At 64.4% G+C, this 17,325-nt stretch carries 21 protein-coding genes; 3 read left to right on the top strand and 18 right to left on the bottom strand.

Annotation, left to right across the window (positions count from 1 at the left end; translation table 11 throughout):
• Positions 1-225 precede the first annotated feature (225 nt).
• The 18 genes from N2603_RS10675 to motA form a co-directional block, all read right to left on the bottom strand.
• Complete coding sequence (locus N2603_RS10675) at positions 226-1,176, bottom strand: flagellin (RefSeq protein ID WP_260388690.1); 951 nt, start codon at positions 1,174-1,176, stop codon at positions 226-228.
• 273 nt (positions 1,177-1,449) lie between these two features.
• Complete coding sequence (locus N2603_RS10670; protein ID WP_260388689.1) at positions 1,450-2,397, bottom strand: flagellin N-terminal helical domain-containing protein; 948 nt, start codon at positions 2,395-2,397, stop codon at positions 1,450-1,452.
• Between the two features lie 264 nt (positions 2,398-2,661).
• Complete coding sequence (fliP, locus tag N2603_RS10665; protein ID WP_018641253.1) at positions 2,662-3,402, bottom strand: flagellar type III secretion system pore protein FliP; 741 nt, start codon at positions 3,400-3,402, stop codon at positions 2,662-2,664.
• A complete protein-coding gene (locus N2603_RS10660; RefSeq protein WP_018641254.1) occupies positions 3,399-3,842 on the bottom strand; it encodes a flagellar basal body-associated FliL family protein in 444 nt (147 codons plus the stop codon). The genes fliP and N2603_RS10660 overlap by 4 nt, the downstream gene beginning before the upstream one ends.
• 42 nt (positions 3,843-3,884) lie before the next feature.
• Positions 3,885-4,580 (bottom strand): flagellar basal body L-ring protein FlgH, encoded by a 696-nt coding sequence (gene flgH / locus N2603_RS10655; RefSeq protein ID WP_018641255.1) that lies wholly within the window; start codon positions 4,578-4,580, stop codon positions 3,885-3,887.
• Positions 4,581-5,372 (bottom strand): MotE family protein, encoded by a 792-nt coding sequence (locus N2603_RS10650; RefSeq protein WP_260388688.1) that lies wholly within the window; start codon positions 5,370-5,372, stop codon positions 4,581-4,583. It abuts the gene before it with no gap.
• Positions 5,373-5,439: 67 nt separating this feature from the next.
• Positions 5,440-6,570, bottom strand: a complete 1,131-nt coding sequence (flgI, locus tag N2603_RS10645; protein WP_018641257.1) for a flagellar basal body P-ring protein FlgI — start codon at positions 6,568-6,570, stop codon at positions 5,440-5,442.
• Positions 6,567-7,043, bottom strand: coding sequence for a flagellar basal body P-ring formation chaperone FlgA (flgA, locus tag N2603_RS10640; RefSeq protein WP_080648016.1), 477 nt, complete (start codon positions 7,041-7,043; stop codon positions 6,567-6,569). Before flgA ends, flgI begins: the two co-directional genes overlap by 4 nt.
• 13 nt (positions 7,044-7,056) lie before the next feature.
• Complete coding sequence (gene flgG / locus N2603_RS10635) at positions 7,057-7,845, bottom strand: flagellar basal-body rod protein FlgG (protein WP_018641259.1); 789 nt, start codon at positions 7,843-7,845, stop codon at positions 7,057-7,059.
• A gap of 18 nt (positions 7,846-7,863) precedes the next feature.
• Positions 7,864-8,193 carry a flagellar hook-basal body complex protein FliE gene (gene fliE, locus N2603_RS10630; protein ID WP_018641260.1) on the bottom strand — a complete coding sequence of 110 codons (330 nt, stop codon included), beginning with the start codon at positions 8,191-8,193 and terminating at the stop codon, positions 7,864-7,866.
• A gap of 2 nt (positions 8,194-8,195) precedes the next feature.
• Positions 8,196-8,612, bottom strand: coding sequence for a flagellar basal body rod protein FlgC (gene flgC, locus N2603_RS10625; RefSeq protein ID WP_018641261.1), 417 nt, complete (start codon positions 8,610-8,612; stop codon positions 8,196-8,198).
• Positions 8,613-8,623: 11 nt separating this feature from the next.
• A complete protein-coding gene (gene flgB / locus N2603_RS10620) occupies positions 8,624-9,025 on the bottom strand; it encodes a flagellar basal body rod protein FlgB (protein ID WP_018641262.1) in 402 nt (133 codons plus the stop codon).
• A gap of 64 nt (positions 9,026-9,089) precedes the next feature.
• Positions 9,090-10,175: a flagellar biosynthesis protein FlhB gene (gene flhB / locus N2603_RS10615; protein WP_260388687.1), complete on the bottom strand. Its 1,086-nt coding sequence runs from the start codon at positions 10,173-10,175 to the stop codon at positions 9,090-9,092.
• A 13-nt stretch (positions 10,176-10,188) separates the two neighbouring features.
• Positions 10,189-11,229 (bottom strand): flagellar motor switch protein FliG, encoded by a 1,041-nt coding sequence (locus tag N2603_RS10610; protein WP_018641264.1) that lies wholly within the window; start codon positions 11,227-11,229, stop codon positions 10,189-10,191.
• 2 nt (positions 11,230-11,231) lie between these two features.
• Positions 11,232-11,606, bottom strand: coding sequence for a flagellar motor switch protein FliN (fliN, locus tag N2603_RS10605; RefSeq protein WP_018641265.1), 375 nt, complete (start codon positions 11,604-11,606; stop codon positions 11,232-11,234).
• Between the two features lie 77 nt (positions 11,607-11,683).
• The gene (locus N2603_RS10600; protein ID WP_260388686.1) at positions 11,684-11,998 is read right to left on the bottom strand and encodes a hypothetical protein; all 315 of its coding nucleotides are present in this window, start codon (positions 11,996-11,998) and stop codon (positions 11,684-11,686) included.
• The gene (locus tag N2603_RS10595; protein WP_018641267.1) at positions 11,979-12,920 is read right to left on the bottom strand and encodes a flagellar motor switch protein FliM; all 942 of its coding nucleotides are present in this window, start codon (positions 12,918-12,920) and stop codon (positions 11,979-11,981) included. The genes N2603_RS10600 and N2603_RS10595 overlap by 20 nt, the downstream gene beginning before the upstream one ends.
• Positions 12,917-13,813 carry a flagellar motor stator protein MotA gene (motA, locus tag N2603_RS10590; RefSeq protein WP_018641268.1) on the bottom strand — a complete coding sequence of 299 codons (897 nt, stop codon included), beginning with the start codon at positions 13,811-13,813 and terminating at the stop codon, positions 12,917-12,919. The genes N2603_RS10595 and motA overlap by 4 nt, the downstream gene beginning before the upstream one ends.
• Positions 13,814-14,010: 197 nt before the next feature.
• On the opposite strand from motA, the gene N2603_RS10585 reads away from it, so the two are divergent.
• The 3 genes from N2603_RS10585 to fliI are packed head-to-tail and all read left to right on the top strand — an operon-like array spanning position 14,011 to position 16,851.
• Complete coding sequence (locus N2603_RS10585) at positions 14,011-14,745, top strand: DUF1217 domain-containing protein (protein ID WP_425249003.1); 735 nt, start codon at positions 14,011-14,013, stop codon at positions 14,743-14,745.
• A 3-nt stretch (positions 14,746-14,748) separates the two neighbouring features.
• Positions 14,749-15,477, top strand: a complete 729-nt coding sequence (flgF, locus tag N2603_RS10580) for a flagellar basal-body rod protein FlgF (protein WP_018641270.1) — start codon at positions 14,749-14,751, stop codon at positions 15,475-15,477.
• A gap of 48 nt (positions 15,478-15,525) precedes the next feature.
• Positions 15,526-16,851: a flagellar protein export ATPase FliI gene (gene fliI / locus N2603_RS10575; RefSeq protein ID WP_018641271.1), complete on the top strand. Its 1,326-nt coding sequence runs from the start codon at positions 15,526-15,528 to the stop codon at positions 16,849-16,851.
• The last annotated feature ends 474 nt before the right edge of the window (positions 16,852-17,325 follow it).

Raw genomic sequence — 17,325 nt, 5'->3', positions numbered from 1 at the left:
GGCATCATGCCTTTGGGCTGCGGAAAAGCGCTCAACCTGACGTAACCGTGGCGATAGCATGCGAAGTTTGTGCGAGGCTTGTGCCCCGTGACCGGACCGCAACAGGGTGCGTCAAATCGACGTACGAGGGGCGAGGTGCGAAAGTCATGGCAGGCGACCAACGCACACCAAATGAAAAAGGGCCGCGCTTCTCGCGAAGCGCGGCCCTCTGCGATGGCTTGAGGCTTAGCGGAACAGCGACAGGATGCTCTGGCTGTTCTGGTTGGCGATCGAGAGCGCCTGAACGCCGAGCTGCTGCTGGGTCTGAAGCGCCTGCAGGCGCGTCGATTCCGCGTTCATGTCGGCGTCGACGAGCTGGCCGATACCGCGATCCACGGAGTCCATCAGGTTCTTGACGAATTCGGTGTTGGTCGCGATACGGTTCTTGACGGCACCGAGATTGGCGGCGGCCGAGGCAACCGTGTTGATCGCTGCGGTGACCTGGTTGATGTAGCCGTCGAGCTTGGCCTGGTCAGTCGCCGAGTCAGTCAGCGAGCCGATGGCGAGCGTGGCGACCGATGCGAACCCGGTCGTGCTGTTGCCGGTCACCGTATCCAGGATGCCGGACGTGGTTGAGCCGCCGGTGGTGTAGAGCGCGAAGGTGGCGGTCGTCACCGTGATGGAGCCGATGGTGGGCGTGCCGCCGACGCGGGAGTACGACGACACGAGGTTGAAGGTCGTCGGCGTGGCCGTGGACGACGAGGGCGTAACGTCGATGCTCAGCCAGTTGATGCCGTTGATCGTGGCCGAGTTGGCCTTCAGCTTCATATCCTGCTGGATCTGGGTGACTTCCGACTGGATCTTGGTGCGGTCGATACCGGCGGTCTTGGCTTCGACCAGCAGCGCCTGGAGCTTGGTCAGGCCGGAGTCCTTGTCGCCGATGACCGTGTTCAGAGCGGTGTATTCGGTGTCGACCATCGCGGCCGACAGACCGAGCGAGTCGGAGACCGCGGAGAGCGCGGCGTTGTCGGAGCGCATCGAGGTCGCGATCGACCAATAGGCGGAGTTATCCGAAGCGGTCGACACGCGCTGGCCGGTCGAGATCCGGTTCTGCGTGGTCGCAAGCTGCGAGCTGACGTTACGGAGGGTCTGCAGCGCGGTCATTGCAGACGAGTTGGTGAGAAGGCTAGAACCCATTTTTGATGTCCCTTTGACGATTGAATTGAGTTTGGGGACATACCGGGCTTGCACCGGTACGGCAGGGCGGCGTCATGCCTTTGGGTCACCGAAATGCGGTGATGGACCCAACCTGTCGTAGCGGTGAGGCTACCCGTCGAAGCTTGTGCGAGGCTTGTGGCTCTGTGCCTCAGTTGCAACACCGAGCCTGGATCATGGCGCGGACGCGGCGTCACGCCAAAAAAAGGGCCGCGCTTCGCGAGAAGCGCGGCCCTCCTCCAGATGACTTGAAGTTTAGCGGAACAGCGACAGGATGCTCTGGCTGCTGTTGTTGGCGATCGAGAGCGCCTGAACACCGAGCTGCTGCTGGACCTGGAGCGCCGACAGACGGGTGGACTCCTGGTTCATGTCGGCGTCGACGAGCTGGCCGATACCACGATCCACCGAGTCCATCAGGTTCTTGACGAACTCCGTGTTGGTCGAGATGCGGTTCTTGACCGCACCGAGATTGGCGGCGGCCGAGGCAACCGTGCCGATTGCGGCGGTGACCTGCGCGATGTAGCCGTCGAGCTTGGCCTGGTCAGTCGCCGAGTCGGTCAGCGAGCCGATGTTGAGCGAGGAAACCGACGCGAACCCGGTCGTGCTGTTGCCGGTCACCGTATCCAGAATGCCGCTGGCCGTTGAGCCGCCGGTGGTGTAGAGCGCGTAGGTGGCGGTCGTCACGGTGATGGTACCGATGGTGGGCGTGCTGCCGACACGCGAGTACGACGACACGAGGTTGAAGCTCGTCGGCGTGGCCGTGGACGACGAGGGCGTGACGTCGATGCTCAGCCAGTTGATGCCGTTGATCGTTGCCGATTGGGCCGTCGACTTCAGCTGCGCCTGGATCTGGGTGACGTCGGCCTGGATCTTGGAGCGGTCGATACCGGCGGTCTTGGCTTCGACCAGCAGCGCCTGGAGCTTGACCAGGCCGGAGTCCTTGTCGCCGATGACCGTGTTCAGAGCGGTGTATTCGGTGTCGACGGTCGCGGCCGACAGACCGAGCGAGTCGGAGACCGCGGCGAGCGCGGCGTTGTCGGAGCGCATCGAGGTTGCGATCGACCAATAGGCAGCGTTGTCCGCAGCGGTCGACACGCGCTGGCCGGTGGAGATGCGGGTCTGCGTGGAGGCGAGCTGGCCGCTGACAGACCGCAGGGTCTGGAGCGCGGTCATGGCGGTCGAGTTCGTAAGCAGGCTTGACATTGCGAATGTCCCTTTATGTACGCGTTACATTTTCACGAGGGGACATACCGGGCTTTCACCGGTACGGAGGGGCGGCATCATGCCTTTGGACTGATGTGGGTGAGGTCCAACCCGCCGTGCCGCATTGCTAGCACGCGAAATCTTGCGCGCAGATTAAGATCGGCTTGAATTTCTCAGCAAAATCATATGGTTACCATTACCCTCCAGTAACCATAAGCCGGTACTTCTCGCTAACCATAACCTGCCGGCTGACGATCGCGTCGCTTACGAGAACGACCTCACCAGTCCGGAGGCCAGCAGGTTCCAGCCGTCGATCAGCACGAAGAACAGCATCTTGAACGGCAGTGCGAGGATCGTCGGCGGCATCATCATCATGCCCATCGACATGGTCAGCGTCGCCACGATCATGTCGATGACGAGGAACGGCAGCATGATGAGGAAGCCGATCTCGAACGAACGCCTGAGCTCGGAAATCATGAAGGCCGGAATGATCACGCGCAGATCGACGCGCTTGTCGTCGAACTTCTTGCGAAAGCTTTCGGCGGCAAGCGACTCGAAGGTCTGCAGATCCTTGTCGCGCACGTGCGCCAGCATGAACTCGCGGAACGGATCGGTGATCTTCAGATAGGCCTCCTCCTCCGATATCTCGTTCTTCATGAGAGGCTGGACGCCGGTCTCCCAGGCGCGGTCGAAGGTCGGCGCCATCACGTAGAAGGTCATGAACAGCGCGAGGCTGACCATCACCAGATTGGCCGGCGTGGTCTGGAGGCCGAGACCGGAGCGCAGGAACGACAGCGCCACCGCAAATCGCGTGAAGCTCGTCACCATGATGAGCAGCCCCGGCGCTACCGACAGCACCGTGATCAGCGCCATCAGCTGGATGATGCGGCCGCTGGTCGAGCCATTGCCGGGCGGCAGCAGCGAGTTGAGGTCCGGAATCTGGGCGAGCGCCACCTCGGGCAGCACGGCCAGAAGCAACGCAAGCAGCAGGACTTTCACTCTCACTGGATCACCAACGTCTCTATGATCAATTCGCGAACCTTGCCGGACGAGCGGATATTGGCGCGCTCGGTCAGGTCGTCGCGCAGGTGCTGGAGGCCGCGCGATCCCTCGAATTGCGTGACCGACGAGGAGCGCAGATAGGTCACGATGTCCTCGCTGATATGGGCGGCCAGGATGCCGGCATCCTCGTCGCTCATGCTCTCCGTCACCATGGAGGCTTCGACGCGGGCCCAGTTGTTGGCCGGCGCGGCCAGATTGGTCACGATCGGGGACAGTTTGCGAAGTCGGGCGCTGCCGGCGTAGCTCGACGCGATCGGCGGCTCCGAGGCGCTCTTCTTCGCGTCGGCGACGCGCTCGGCGGCCGCGAACAGATGCAGGCCCGCGAGTGCTCCCGCACCGATCGCGACCAGGGTCAGCGCCAGGATGGCCGCAATCAGGCGCATGGCGTCCCCTGCCCTCGCAGCGCGGTCATGCCGCCACGAACCTCAGAACGGTGCCACGGTGTCATAGATCCGATGCCCCCATCCAGGCTGCTGCACGTCAGACAGGTTTCCGCGACCGCCATAGGACACGCGCGCCTCCGCGATCTTGTCGTAGGAGATCGTGTTGGTCCGAGAAATATCGCGCGGACGCACGATGCCGCCGACATTGAGCACGCGCATCTCGGTGTTGACGCGGAATTCCTGCGAACCGCTGATCATCATATTGCCGTTCGGCAACACGTCGGTGACGATTGCGGCGATGGACAGCTTGATGTCCTCGGTGCGATCGATCTGACCGTTGCCCTTGATCTGCGTGTTGGTGCTGAGGTTGGCGCTGGTGGAGCCCTTGTCGCTCCATCCCGCGACGTCCATCAGCCAGTCCAGCCCGAACTTGATCTGCGAATCGCGCGAGCGATCGGTCTTGTTGTCGAGCTTGGCCTTGTCCTGCATCGAGATGATCACCGTCACGACGTCGCCGGTGCGCCGCGCGCGGGGATCGCGGTAGAGGTCGGTGCCATCGTCCCAGGTCGAGCGGTAGCTGACGGGCGTGCGCACGCGCGGCGTCACCGGGATCGGATCGGCCTGCGTCCTCAGACCACTGCCGACCGGCGACAATCGCGGACCGGTCAGGACCTCGGCCGGGTCACCGACGCATCCGGCAAGCATCAGGAGCGACAGGATGAGGATCAGATTCTTCATCTATTTGTTCTTTCCGTCATCCACGCGGCGCATTCCGCCGAGCACGTCGGCAAGGTGCGCGGCACGCGCCGTATCCATCTCGTTGAAAATTGCGCTCGAGCTCCTCGGGCTGAGCTTGGCAAGCACGGCTGCAGCGGTCTCGTCCGACATGCCGGCGATCTGGGTGGCCGCGGCGTCCGGCTTCATCCGCGAATAGATCTCGACGACCTGGGCCTCGGCCTTCTTCAGGAAGTCGTCGCGCAGCGCCATCCACTTCTCGTATTCGGCGCGCTTGGCCTCGACCTCGGCGATCCGCTCGCGGAGCTGTATCTCGGCCTTCTCCATTTCCTTGATCTGCCAGGCGAGCCTCGCATCGACGGCGGGATCGGCCACGTTGCTGCAGAAGAGGGCGACCTCGTTGTCGGCGGACACAGCGGCCTGCTGCGCTGCAGGCTTCGGCGGCGCCGTGACGCTGCCGGGCTTGGCCGGACGCGCGGGCGCGGCTGCTGGTGCGGGTGCCGCTGCACGGGCAGGAGCAGAAGCAGGAGGCTCGGGTGCCGGCACCGCGCCGGTAGTCGCGGGCCCGGAATCTTCGGCCGCCCACGCAGCCGCCCGGATTGATGCATTATCGCCTGGTATCGGCGACGCGGGGGCCGGCTTCTGCGGTCCTGGCGCGCGAGCACGCGCGAAGGAAAGCAGGTTGAGCGGCTTCGACGCCTTGGCTTCATCCAGCGCAAGCACGGGCGAAGCGCCCGTGAGCGCCACGGCCGCGACCAGCAGAAGGAGTTTGGCTTTGTGATCCAGCTTCAGCATCGGAGCGCGTGCGATTCTCGGTCGAGACCTGAGCATTGAGCGACCAAGCTTGCACGACGCTTATGCATCATTGGACGATGACATCGGCCTGCAGCGCGCCGGCCGTCTTGATCGCCTGGAGAATGGCGATGATGCCCGATGGCTTGAGGCCGATCTGGTTCAATCCGCGAACCAGGCGCTGGAGGTCGACGCCGCTCAGAATGGCCACCTGCGATCCGGCCTCGTTCGCCTCGACCACGGTCTGGGGGACGACCACCGTCTGGCCCCGCGAGAACGGTGCCGGCTGCGACACCACGGGCATCTCGGTGACGCGGACCGTCAGATTGCCGTGCGTCACCGCAACCGTCGATATCCGCACGTCGCGTCCGATCACCACCGTACCGGTGCGCTCGTTGATCACCACCCGCGCCGGAGTATCCGGTTCGACCGTCAGCTCGCCGATTTCCGCCAGGAAGCGGACCGGGCCGACATGGCGCGGCTTCGACAGCACGATAGTCCGATAGTCGCGCTCGAAGGCGATCTGCGAACGGTAGCGGCCGCCGGCGTAACGGTTGACGGCGTCCAGGATGCGCGTCGCGGTGACGAAGTCGGGGTTCTTGAGCTCCAGCACCAGGAATTCCATTTCATGGAGGCTTCCCTGCACCTCGCGCTCGACCAGCGCGCCGTTCGGAATGCGTCCGGCGGTCGGCGTGCCCTGGCTGACGCTCTGGGCCTGGCCGCCCACGCTGTAGCCGGCAACCGTGACCGCGCCTTGGGCCACCGCATAGACCGCACCGTCGGCGGCGCGCAGCGACGTCATCACCAGCGTGCCGCCGAGCAGCGAGGTCGCATCGCCGAGCGAGGACACGGTCACGTCCATGCGCTCGCCCGCGCCAATCGAGGGCTGCAGGTCCGCGGTCACCATCACGGCCGCGACGTTGCGCGTGCGCAGCGTCGTCGGGCGCGGAGGATTGTTGGTGCTGGTGGTCTCGTTCCTGACGTTGATGCCCATGTTCTCGAGCATCGATTGCAGGGACTGCTCCGTGAACGGGGCGTTGCGCAGCGTGTCGCCGGTGCCGTTCAGGCCGATGACGAGGCCATAGCCGACGATCTGGTTCTCGCGCAGCCCCTTGATGTCGGCAATGTCCTTGATGCGGACGGCGGCCTGGGCGCTGGCGGCGCAAAGGAGCAGGGCGAGCGCAAGCAGGACTCTGGTCATGATCCGTCCACGACCTTGACGGTGCCGTCCGGCTGGACGACGCCCCTGATGATCACGCCGGTATCGGTGTTGCGTACCGGGATGAGCGCGCCGGCCGCGCCCGACTGCATTGCCGAACCGTAAGTGACGATCGACAGCCCGCTGTCTTCGACGACGACCTTGACCATGGCGCCGCGGGCGACGGTCCAGGGATCCTCCACCGAGTTGGTCGGGATCGGCTGGCCCGGCAGCAGCGCGCGCCGGGCCATGCGACCGACCAGGACCTGGCGTCCTTCGATGAACATGGCGACGCCGAGCACGTTCGGCGCGAAGGCGCGCTCCGTGATCATGTCGTCCCGGATCAGCTCGCCGGCACGGATCGAGACGGCAGGCACGGGAAGCCGCTTCTCCTCGGCGACGGCGACGCGCACCGAGGCGAGAACCAGCAGCACGGCGGCCAACCCGCGCACGATCAGGCCCACCCTGTTCAACATGGATACACCGGAACTAGCGGAGGCCCTTCGATACGGTCGAGGCCATTTCATCCGAGGCCTGAATGACCTTGGCGTTCATTTCGTAGGCGCGCTGCGCCGAGATCAACTCGGTGATTTCCTTGACGGGATCGACGTTCGAGGCTTCAAGATATTTCTGATTGATCTTGCCGTAGCCGGCATCGCCCGGCAGCCCGACGACCGGCGTGCCGGACGCCGTGGTCTCGCGATAGAGATTGCTGCCCAGCGGCTCGAGGCCCGCTTCGTTGGCGAAATTGGCGAGGTTGAGCTGACCGATCTGCCGCGGGTTCACTTCCGTGTCCAGCTTGGCAAATACCTGGCCGGTAGCATTGACCGTGACTTCGACCGTCCCCTGCGGGATGGTGATTGCGGGATCCAGCAGATAGCCGTCGGTGGTGACGAGCTGACTGTTGGCGTTGACGTTAAACGAACCCGCGCGGGTGTACTGCACCTCGTTGTTGGGGCCCAGCACCTGGAACCAGCCGCGACCGTTGATCGCGAGGTCGTAAGGGTTTCCGGTCTGGGTGAGCGCACCCTGGATGTGCAGCTTGCGGATCGCCGCCGACTTGACGCCGAGACCGAGATTGGCGCCCTCCGGGATCGGCGACGAACCGTTGACGTTGGCGACGCCCTGCATGCGGTCCATCTGATAGAACAGATCGGTGAATTCGGCGCGCGCCCGCTTGTACGACGTCGAGTTGATGTTGGCGATGTTGTTCGCGATGACTTCGATATTGGTCTGCTGGGCATTCATGCCCGTGGCCGCAATGGCGAGCGATTTCACTTAACCCACTCCTTCAGATCAAATCGACATCCGGACGACTTCCTGGTAGGCCTGCACGACCTTGTCGCGAACCGCGACCGCCGTCTGCAGGGCCTGCTCGGCCGACATCAATGCTTCCACGACCTTCCGCGTCGATTCCTTGCCCTGCATCGCCGAGATCGACGCCGCTTCGCCGGCCTTCAGCGTGCCGATCGCGTCCGTCGTCACCTGCTTCATCACCGACTCGAATCCAACATCGTCGATCGACTGGATTGACGTCGGCGCAGCGGGCGCGATGGCCTGCGTTTCGGTGGCGCGGGATGCCGCTTGGCCTGCGGAAATCGCGGTGGATGAAATCGCCTCAAGCATTGTCAGCTCCTCAGAAGGTCGATGGTCATGCCCAGCATCGACCTCACCTGCTTCACCACCTGGAGATTGGCTTCATAGGATCGGTTGACTTCCCGCATGTCGGCCATCTCGATCATCATGTTGACGTTCGGCAGCTTGACGTAGCCGGCCTTGTCGGCGGCGGGATGCCCGGGGTCGTACTCGACGCGGTACGGTGTTGTATCGACGCCGATTTCCTTGACCTTCGCGAGCTGCGCGCCCGAGGCACGGTCCATCGCGGCATCGAACGTGATGGTCTTGCGCTGATACGGATCGGCGCCGGCAGTGCGGCCCGTCGAGGTCGCGTTGGCGAGATTTTCCGAGACGATGCGCATGCGCGTCGACTGCGCCTCGAGCCCGGAGCTCGCAACCGTCAGAGAGGCGCTCAGTGAGTCCAGCATGTCAGTTCACCTCAGGTCTTCACGCTCGACAGCAGCATGCGGTGGAACGAGCGCACGACCGCCGAATTCATCGAGTAGTCGCGATTGACGTCGTTGCCCTTGATCATCTCTTGCTCGAGGCTGACGGAATTGCCGGAGTGCACCACTTCCCAGCTGTCCTTCTTGGCCGTCGCGCGCGTGTCGGTTTCGGCCGCGGACAGCTGCAGGTGTGACGGCGATGTCGCCGCAAGCCTGACCGGCATCGTGTCGAGCACCTTGTTGAACGGCTCGACGTCGCGCGCCTTGAAGCCCGGCGTATTGGCATTGGCGACGTTGGTCGCGATGGTCGACTGGCGGAGCTCGAGGTACCGCGCCTGCGACGATGCCAGTTCGAAGAGATAAAGCGGTCCCACGACAGCCCCATTCTGGTCCATTCGGGAGAACCCTAGGGCGTTAAGCTTTCGTCAAGCTGTTGGGCGAAGCACCATCCTCGGAAATCTACTGAACCTTCTCGGGGCGCGGTGCCTGCTTCGACTGCAGGAAGTAGATGATCTCGGCGACCGGCCGGAAGAATTCCGCCGGAATCACCTGATCGACCTGAACCGCCTCGTAGAGCGCGCGCGCCAAGGCCTTGTTCTCGATCACCGGGATCCTGTTCTGCTCGGCGACCTCGCGGATCTTGAGCGCGATCACGTCCATGCCCTTGGCCACGACGAGCGGCGCCGGGTTTTCTTCACGCTTGTAGCGCAGCGCGATCGCGAAGTGCGTCGGGTTCGCGATCACGAGCGTCGCGCGCGCAGCGGAAGCGATCATCCGTTGCCGCGAGCGGTCGCGCGCCAGCGAGCGCAGGCGCGCCTTGACCAGCGGATCGCCCTCGGCCTGCTTGTGCTCGTCCTTGATCTCCTGCTTGGTCATGCGCAGCTCGCGCCGCCAGTGGAAGCGCGCCCAGGCGAGATCGATCGCGACCAGGACGATAGTCGCGATGCAGATGGCCGAGACGATCCGCATCGCGATGTTGAGGATCATCTCCGGCAGCGCAACCGGATCGGTATACATCGCCTCGAACGCCTTCGCTTCGGACGAGCGCAGCACGAAGGCGACGACGGCGCTCACTGAGCCGAGCTTGAACAGCGACTTGGCGAACTCGACGAGGCCCTGCGTTCCGAACAGCCGGCTCCAGCCGCCGATCGGGGAGATCCGCGACAGGTCCGGCGCGATACGCTGCAACACCAGGCGCGGCGCATTTTGCAACAGCGATGCAGCGAGTCCGAACACCACCAGGATGACGAGCAGCGGCACCAGGAATCGAAACGCCTGAAGCCCCACCACGGTGAGGAGGTTCAGCGCGTCGGCCCCGGTGCCGAGGGGAAAGCCTTCGGGATCGTCGAGCAACCCCTTCAGCGTCGGCACCAATTGCTGCACGCCCTGGCCGATCAGGAATGCCTGGATCACCATCAGCGCGGCCATCGAGGCGAAGATGGATGCCTCCCGAGAGACCGGAATTCTGCCCTGTTCGAGCGAATCGCGGACTTTCTTCTCGGTCGGCTCTTCTGTCTTGCTCTCCTGATCGGATGTTTCTGCCATGCCCGTTCAGCGGTCAGCGGAAGACCAGCTCATCCTCCTGGTCGGGGTTGAGCTCGATTTCGCCCTTCTCCGCAAGGTCGAGTGCGAGGTCGGTGATCACACGGCGCGCCTCAAGCACGTCGCGCTGGTTCGACGGCTCGCCGATCGCGAGCTCGGCCTCGACGACGCGGCGGACGCGCGAGGCGACCGCGGACAGGATCAGCTCGCGGAAGTGCCTGTCGGTGCCCTTCAGCGCGACCACGATGCGGTCGGTCGGAACCTGGTCGAAGATCATGGTGCGCGCCTTCGGCGCCAGGTTGATGACGTCGTCGAAGGTGAACAGCAGTTCCTTCAGCACCTCGGCCGACTTCGGTCGCTTCTCCGACAGGCTCTTCAGGATGTCCTCGATGTGGCCGCGCTCCATCTTGTTGATGATGTCGGCGACACGGGCATAGGTGTCCGCGCCGAGGTTGCGGGCGAAGTTCAGCGTCAGATCTTCGTGCAGCGTCTTCTCGAGGACCTTCATCGCGTCGTCGACAATCGGCTTGAGGCTGAGCACGCGCCGCATCAGCTCGTTGCGCAGGCTCGACGGCAGCTGGCTCATCACCTTGGCGGCGCAGGACGGCTTGACCTTGGACAGGATGAGCGCCGCGGTCTGCGGATGCTCCTTGGAGAGGTAGGTCGCCAGCGAATTTTCCGACACCGACGAGACGCGGTCCCACACCGACCGGCTCGAATTGCCGAGCAGGTCCGTCATGATCGCCGAGACCTGGTCGGCCGGAAGCACGTCGCCGAGCACGGCTTCCAGGCCGCCGAGGGTGCCGAGAATGTTCGCGCCCATCGAGAACTGCTGAGCGAACTCCTCGACGATTCCCTCGAGCTCCTGCGCGGTGATCGGCCGCAGCTCCGCCGCCGCCTTGGTGACGATGCGGATCTCCTGCGGCTCGAACTGCTGAAGCACGCTCGCGGCCGCCTGCCGGCCCATCGCCAGCAGGAGCGCGGCGACCTTTTCCGTGCCGCCCAGCGTGGTAACGCCTCGCTGCTTGACGGGAGCGATGCCGACCGGTGCCGCCATGGTCAGGTATCACCCTGCCCCAGCGGCCCGACGATCTCCGTGAGCGAGACGCCGAAGCGGGAATTGTCCTCTTCGACCACGACCACCTCGCCGCGGGCGACGATGCGGCCGTTGACGACGACGTCGACGGGCTCCCCGACCCGGTGATCGAGCGGAACCACCGCGCCACGGCCGAGCTTCATCAGGTTCGCCACCGGGATGGTCGCCGAGCCGAGCACCACCTGCATGGTGACGGGAATGCGCAGGATGGCGTCGACATTGGCGAACTTGCCAGTCTCCTCAGCCGTGCGCTGGGCGATCTCCGCCAGCCGCTCCAGCGGGGACGTCTCGGCCTCTCCCGATGCAGGTGCAGACTCATAGTCGAAGGATTGCGCCATTTGGTATCGCCTCTTGGGTATTTCCACTCCCGGAACGCCGCGACGTCCCGATCGTCATTGTTCCGCCAGTCCGGGCTTCAGTGCTTGTTCACGTCCGCGCCGCCGGCAGCTGTGACCGGTGCGAGCCCGCTTCTGGCATCGAGCGCCGCGATCGCCTCGTGAGCCTGGTCGATCTTCGCGCTGAGCACGTTGGCGAGTCGCCCGAGGTTTGCCGTGGAGTCATGTGCCGCGGTGATGACCGTGTCGAAGGCGCCCGCCGTCTCGTGGACGACGGTGGAGAATTCGCCCTGATAGCTGCGCAACCGCGCCAGCTCGCGGTGCATCTTGGTCACCCGCATGCTGGTGAAGGCCAGCGCAATCAGCAGCACGGCATCAACGAGATAGGATATCATCGACGAACTCCCGTTTCTGATCGACGGGATCGGACACCTGCATGGCGTAATAACCATCCAGCTGGCCGATCTGACACCAGAACAGCACCTGATTATTGCTTTCGAGACGAGCCAGCGTGCGTGGCGTGGCTTCGAGCTCGAGCACCTGCCCGACCTGGAACTTCACGACGTCGTCGAGGGTCACCATCTTCTCGTCGAGCACGGCAGTCAACGTCACTTCGGTCTTGTTGACCTCGCTCTCCATCTGCTCGCGCCAACGCGGATCCGACGCACGACCGTCGCTGACGACGACATGGGCGAGCTTCTGGCGCAGCGGGTTGAGCGCAGAGTGCGGAATGATCAGGAACATCTGGCCGCCGCGATAGAGCGCCTGCACCATCATGTTCGCGCAGATCGACATATTGCTGCTGCGGCCGATCGCCAGCGACGCCATCGCCGTCTCGACCCGCTCGACACGGAAGGTGACGTTGGACGTGCCGGCAAAGGCGCCCTGCAGCGCCTTGGCGAACCGCTCGAACAGGGCCTGGACCAGGCGGATCTCGATGTTCGAGAAAGTGCGCTCGACGTCGAGCGGCGGCTCGGCGCCGTCGGAGCCGAACATCGCCTCGACCATCGTGAACACGAAGTCGCGATCCAGCATGATGATGACGCGCGAGTCCCACTGCTCGGCATAGAGCACGGCGGCGACCGCGTTGCCCTCGTAGTCCTTGATGATATCGCCGAGGGGGTCGTTGGTGATGCCGTTGACCGAGAAATAGCAGGGAGTTCCCGCCATCGGCTGCAGGCTGTCCGTGCACGACGCCGCCATGCGATCGAAGATCACATTGAGCATCGGCATGCGTTCGATCGAGATACCCGCCGCATCCAGCAGATAGTTCGGCAGCTGCTTCCGCTGATCGACCTCGACGTCTTCCATCGTCATGCGCGGGCCGCCTTCGGTTCAGCTTCGGTCGGGACGGCCTTGGGACCTGCGATCGTCTCGTTCTCGACGACGTCGATCGAGGGACGCTCGTTGCTCGAGATCATCTTGCGGCCGTGCTCGACCGCGATCTGCGGCATGGCGCCGTTCATGAACGCCAGCAGCGTCTGCTTGACGATGATGTAGGGCCGGCACTTCTTCTCGCGCGTCATCTTGATCTTGATCGCGAACGGCGAAAGGACGCCATAGGATATGAAGATGCCGGCGAAGGTGCCGACCAGGGCCGCGCCGATGAAGCCGCCCAACAGCTTCGGCGACTGGTCGAGCGCGCCCATCGCCTTGATGACGCCGAGCACCGCGGCGACGATGCCGAGGGCCGGCATCGCCTCGGACACCGTCACCAGCGCATGGTAGGGCGCCAGCTTGCCCTTCACGATGGTGTGGATCTCCTCGTCCATCAGCGCCTCGATCTCGTGCGTGCGCGCGTTGCCCATGATGATAAGACGGACATAGTCGCAGATGAACTGCAGCAGCGAGGGGTCGCCGAGCACGCTGGGGAACGCCTTGAAGATCTCGGACGACGAGGGATCGTCGATATGCGCCTCCACCTCGTTGCGGCCCTTGCCCCTGAGCTCACGCATCAGGGCGTGCAGCGCGCCGAGCAGGTCGAGGTAATAGCGCTGCCCCGGCACCGCGTTTGTGATGGCCTGCATGCAGGCGACCCCGGTGTCGACGACCGTCTTCCATGGATTGGCCAGGATGAAGGTGCCGACCGCGGTGCCTATGATGATGACGAATTCCCACGGCTGCATCAGCACGGCCAGATGCCCGCCCATGGCGGCAAATCCGCCAAGCAGCGCCGCCACCGTGATGAAAATCCCCACGAAACTGAGCAACGCGCCACTCCATCGCCGATCCCACCGGAAATATCTAGTCGGCGAGCCTTGCGCGAAGCTGGCTTCCCGCATCGCCAGCCTCGCGCAAGCAATTCACGGCAGCTTGGGACGATGTCGCCATTGCGGCCAAAGGGACGCGTGTCATGCTATCCACCATCGCGGATTACACCAGACTGACCAAGGACCTGGGCAAGTCGATGACCCAGGTCGCGCAGGAGCCCGACGTCAGCCGCGAGACTGATTATTTTCTTAGCCATATCGGCAATGTGAAGACGATCGACGACTTCCTGAAGGACTACCGCCTCTACAGCTATGCGATGAAGGCCTACGGCCTCAGCGACATGACCTATGCCAAGGCGTTCATGCGCAAGGTGCTGACCGAGGGGGTCTCGGACAAGGACGCCTTCGCCAACAAGCTCACCGACACCCGCTACCGGCAGTTTGCGACCGCCTTCAACTTTGCCGCGCTCGGCGACCAGGCGACCCAGGCCGCGGCAGCCACGACCGGTACGGCGACCCAATACGTCACGCAGACGATGGAGGAGAAGGCCGGCGACCAGAACGAAGGTCTGCGGCTGGCGCTCTATTTCACCCGCAAGGCCTCCACGATCACCAACGCCTACCAGATCCTCGCCGACAAGGCGCTGACGCAGGTGGTGCAGACCGCGATGGGCTGGCCGGCGACGATCAGCTCGTCCGATATCGATGTCCAGGCCAAGATGATCACGGACAAGATCGATCTCACCGATTTCCAGGACCCGACCAAGGTCACCAAATTCGTGCAGCGCTTCGCGGCGATGTGGGATGCGACCCAGGCCCAGAGCGACACCTCGACCAATCCCGCGCTGGTCCTGATCGCCGGCGCAGCGACGTCGGTCAGCATGGATACCAACGTGCTCACGACGCTTCAGAACATCAAGTTCAACAGGTAAGTCATGCAATCCGCTCTCTATGTGGGATTGTCGGCGCAGGTCGCCCTCGAAAAGCGCCTCCAGACGATCGCCAACAACGTCGCCAACGTCAACACGGCGGCATTCCGCACCGACGTGGTGAAGTTCGAGACCGTGCTGTCCAAGGCCGGCGCGAACCCGGTCGCCTTCTCCTCGCCCGGCGACAACATCATCTCGCGCGAGCAAGGCAACATCACCGAGAGCGGCAATCCGCTCGACGTCGCCGTGGTGGGACAGGGCTGGCTCGCCTTCGCCGGTCCGAACGGCACGGTCTATACGCGTGACGGCCGCCTCCAGATCGCCGCCAACGGCGACCTTCAGACGGTGTCCGGCTTCCCCGTCGTCGATGCCGGCGGCGCGCAGATCACGCTCGACCCGAACGGCGGACCGGTCTCGATCTCGCGCAGCGGCGCGATCACCCAGGACAACAACGAGATCGGCACCATCGGCCTGTTCAACATTCCCGCCGACGCCAATCTCGAGCGCTACGGCAATTCCGGTGTCACGCCCGACCGGCCTGCGACCGCGATCGCCGATTTCTCCCGCGACGGCTTCAAGCAGGGCTATGTCGAGGGGTCCGGCGCCAATCCGATGATGGAATTGACCAAGCTGATGGCCGCCTCGCGCGCCTTCGACGGCACCAATTCGATGATCGAGGGCACCGAGAGCTCGCTGCAGAACGCAATCCGGACGCTGGGCGAGCCGGGCAAATAGACTTGCAAGTAGACTGCGCCGCGTGCGCAATGAGGGTGGACGGTTTCCTTGAACGCTCTTCGGCAACTCGAGTGGGCGCTGCTGGAGCTTCAGCAGAGCACTCCCCTGGCCAGCGTCAGCGGCGCGATCTCCGAGATCGCACCGACGCATTTCCGTGTCTCCGGCCTGTCGCGCTTCGTCAGGCTGGGTGAGCTGATCGGCGTCAATTCCGGCGGCAAGCCCCAGATCGGCGAAGTGGTCCGGATCGACAGCGACGGCATCATCGCCAAGCCGTTCGACCGGCAGTTCGGTGGCGGCCTCGGCTCGGTCGCCTATCGGATGCCGCCGCTGTCCTTCGCGCCCGATCCGAGCTGGAAGGGCCGCGTCATCAATGCGCTCGGCGCCCCCTTGGACGGACAGGGTCCGCTCACGCCGGGATCGCGTGCCGTCTCGGCGGAGGCCGAGGCGCCGTCGGCCATGAAGCGCGCGCGCGTCCACAAGCCGCTGCGCACCGGCGTACGCGTCATCGACCTGTTTTCCCCGATCTGCGCCGGCCAGCGCGTCGGCATCTTCGCCGGCTCCGGCGTCGGCAAATCGACGCTGCTCGCCATGCTCGCCCGCAGCCAGGGTTTTGACACCGTCGTGCTGGCCCTGGTCGGCGAGCGCGGCCGCGAGGTGCGCGAATTCATCGAGGACGTGCTCGGCAATAACCGCAGCCGCGCCGTCACCATCGTGTCGACGGGGGATGAAAGCCCGATGATGCGGCGACTGGCGCCGAAGACGGCCATGGCGGTTGCCGAATATTTCCGCGACCGCGGCGAATCGGTCCTGCTCATGGTCGATTCGATCACCCGCTTCGCCCACGCGGCGCGCGAGGTCGCGCTCGCCGCCGGCGAGCCCGCGGTGGCGCGCGGCTACGCACCGACGGTCTTCACCGACCTGCCGCGCCTCCTGGAGCGCGCCGGCCCCGGCGAGGAGGGATCCGGCACGATCACCGGCATCTTCTCCGTGCTGGTCGACGGCGACGACCACAACGAGCCGATCGCCGACACCATCCGCAGCACGCTCGACGGGCACATCGTGCTCTCCAGGCACATCGCCGATCAGGCCCGCTATCCGGCCGTGGACGTCCTCGCCTCGGTCTCCCGCCTCGCCCACAACGTCTGGGACCCCGAGGAACGCGAATTGGTGAGCAAGCTGCGCACCATGATCGCCAAATACGAGGACACCCGCGACCTGCGCCTGATGGGCGGATACCAGCCCGGACGCGATTCGGGCCTCGACCAGGCGGTCGACATGGTTCCGCGAATCTACAGCGCGATGCGGCAGGACGCCTCCGCGCCGCCGAGCGCCGACCCGTTCCGCGAACTCCGGGACATGCTCAAGGGCGACTGACGCGCGATGAGATTCGGATGAATCGTCATCGCGCTCTAGGCTGTTGTTTACGCATGATCTTTCCGGACAACCGCTTCGTATCTTGCGCTAACGCCGCCCTCCGGGGCCGGACCATGGCTTAGCAGGCCGGGACGGGGCGCGCGGCGCCCGCGATTTCGCCTTGCTCACGATCCCGACAGCCGTTCACGCATGCCGCCACGCTGTCGACGCATGCACACCCCATGCTGCCGCCCTTCCTCTCATGAGCGCTTCAACCGTTTGGAGGAGCATGGGCGGCCGCAAGGGCAGGCGAAGCGAATCGTCGATTCTCCGAATCGCGCCCACAACAACTGCCGCGTGCAATTCCTTCGGGTTCCCTCGGGCAATTCTCCCGCAGATCGCACAAGTTGTGGATGATTCATCAACACAGATCGCCTTTGTCATGCACAAGCTTCGATCAACCTGCATCAACGGCAGACATCAACATGCTGTGCA

The organism is Bradyrhizobium huanghuaihaiense, from assembly GCF_025200885.1.
Lineage (GTDB): Bacteria > Pseudomonadota > Alphaproteobacteria > Rhizobiales > Xanthobacteraceae > Bradyrhizobium > Bradyrhizobium huanghuaihaiense.
This window is presented reverse-complemented; position numbering and strand designations above follow the sequence as displayed.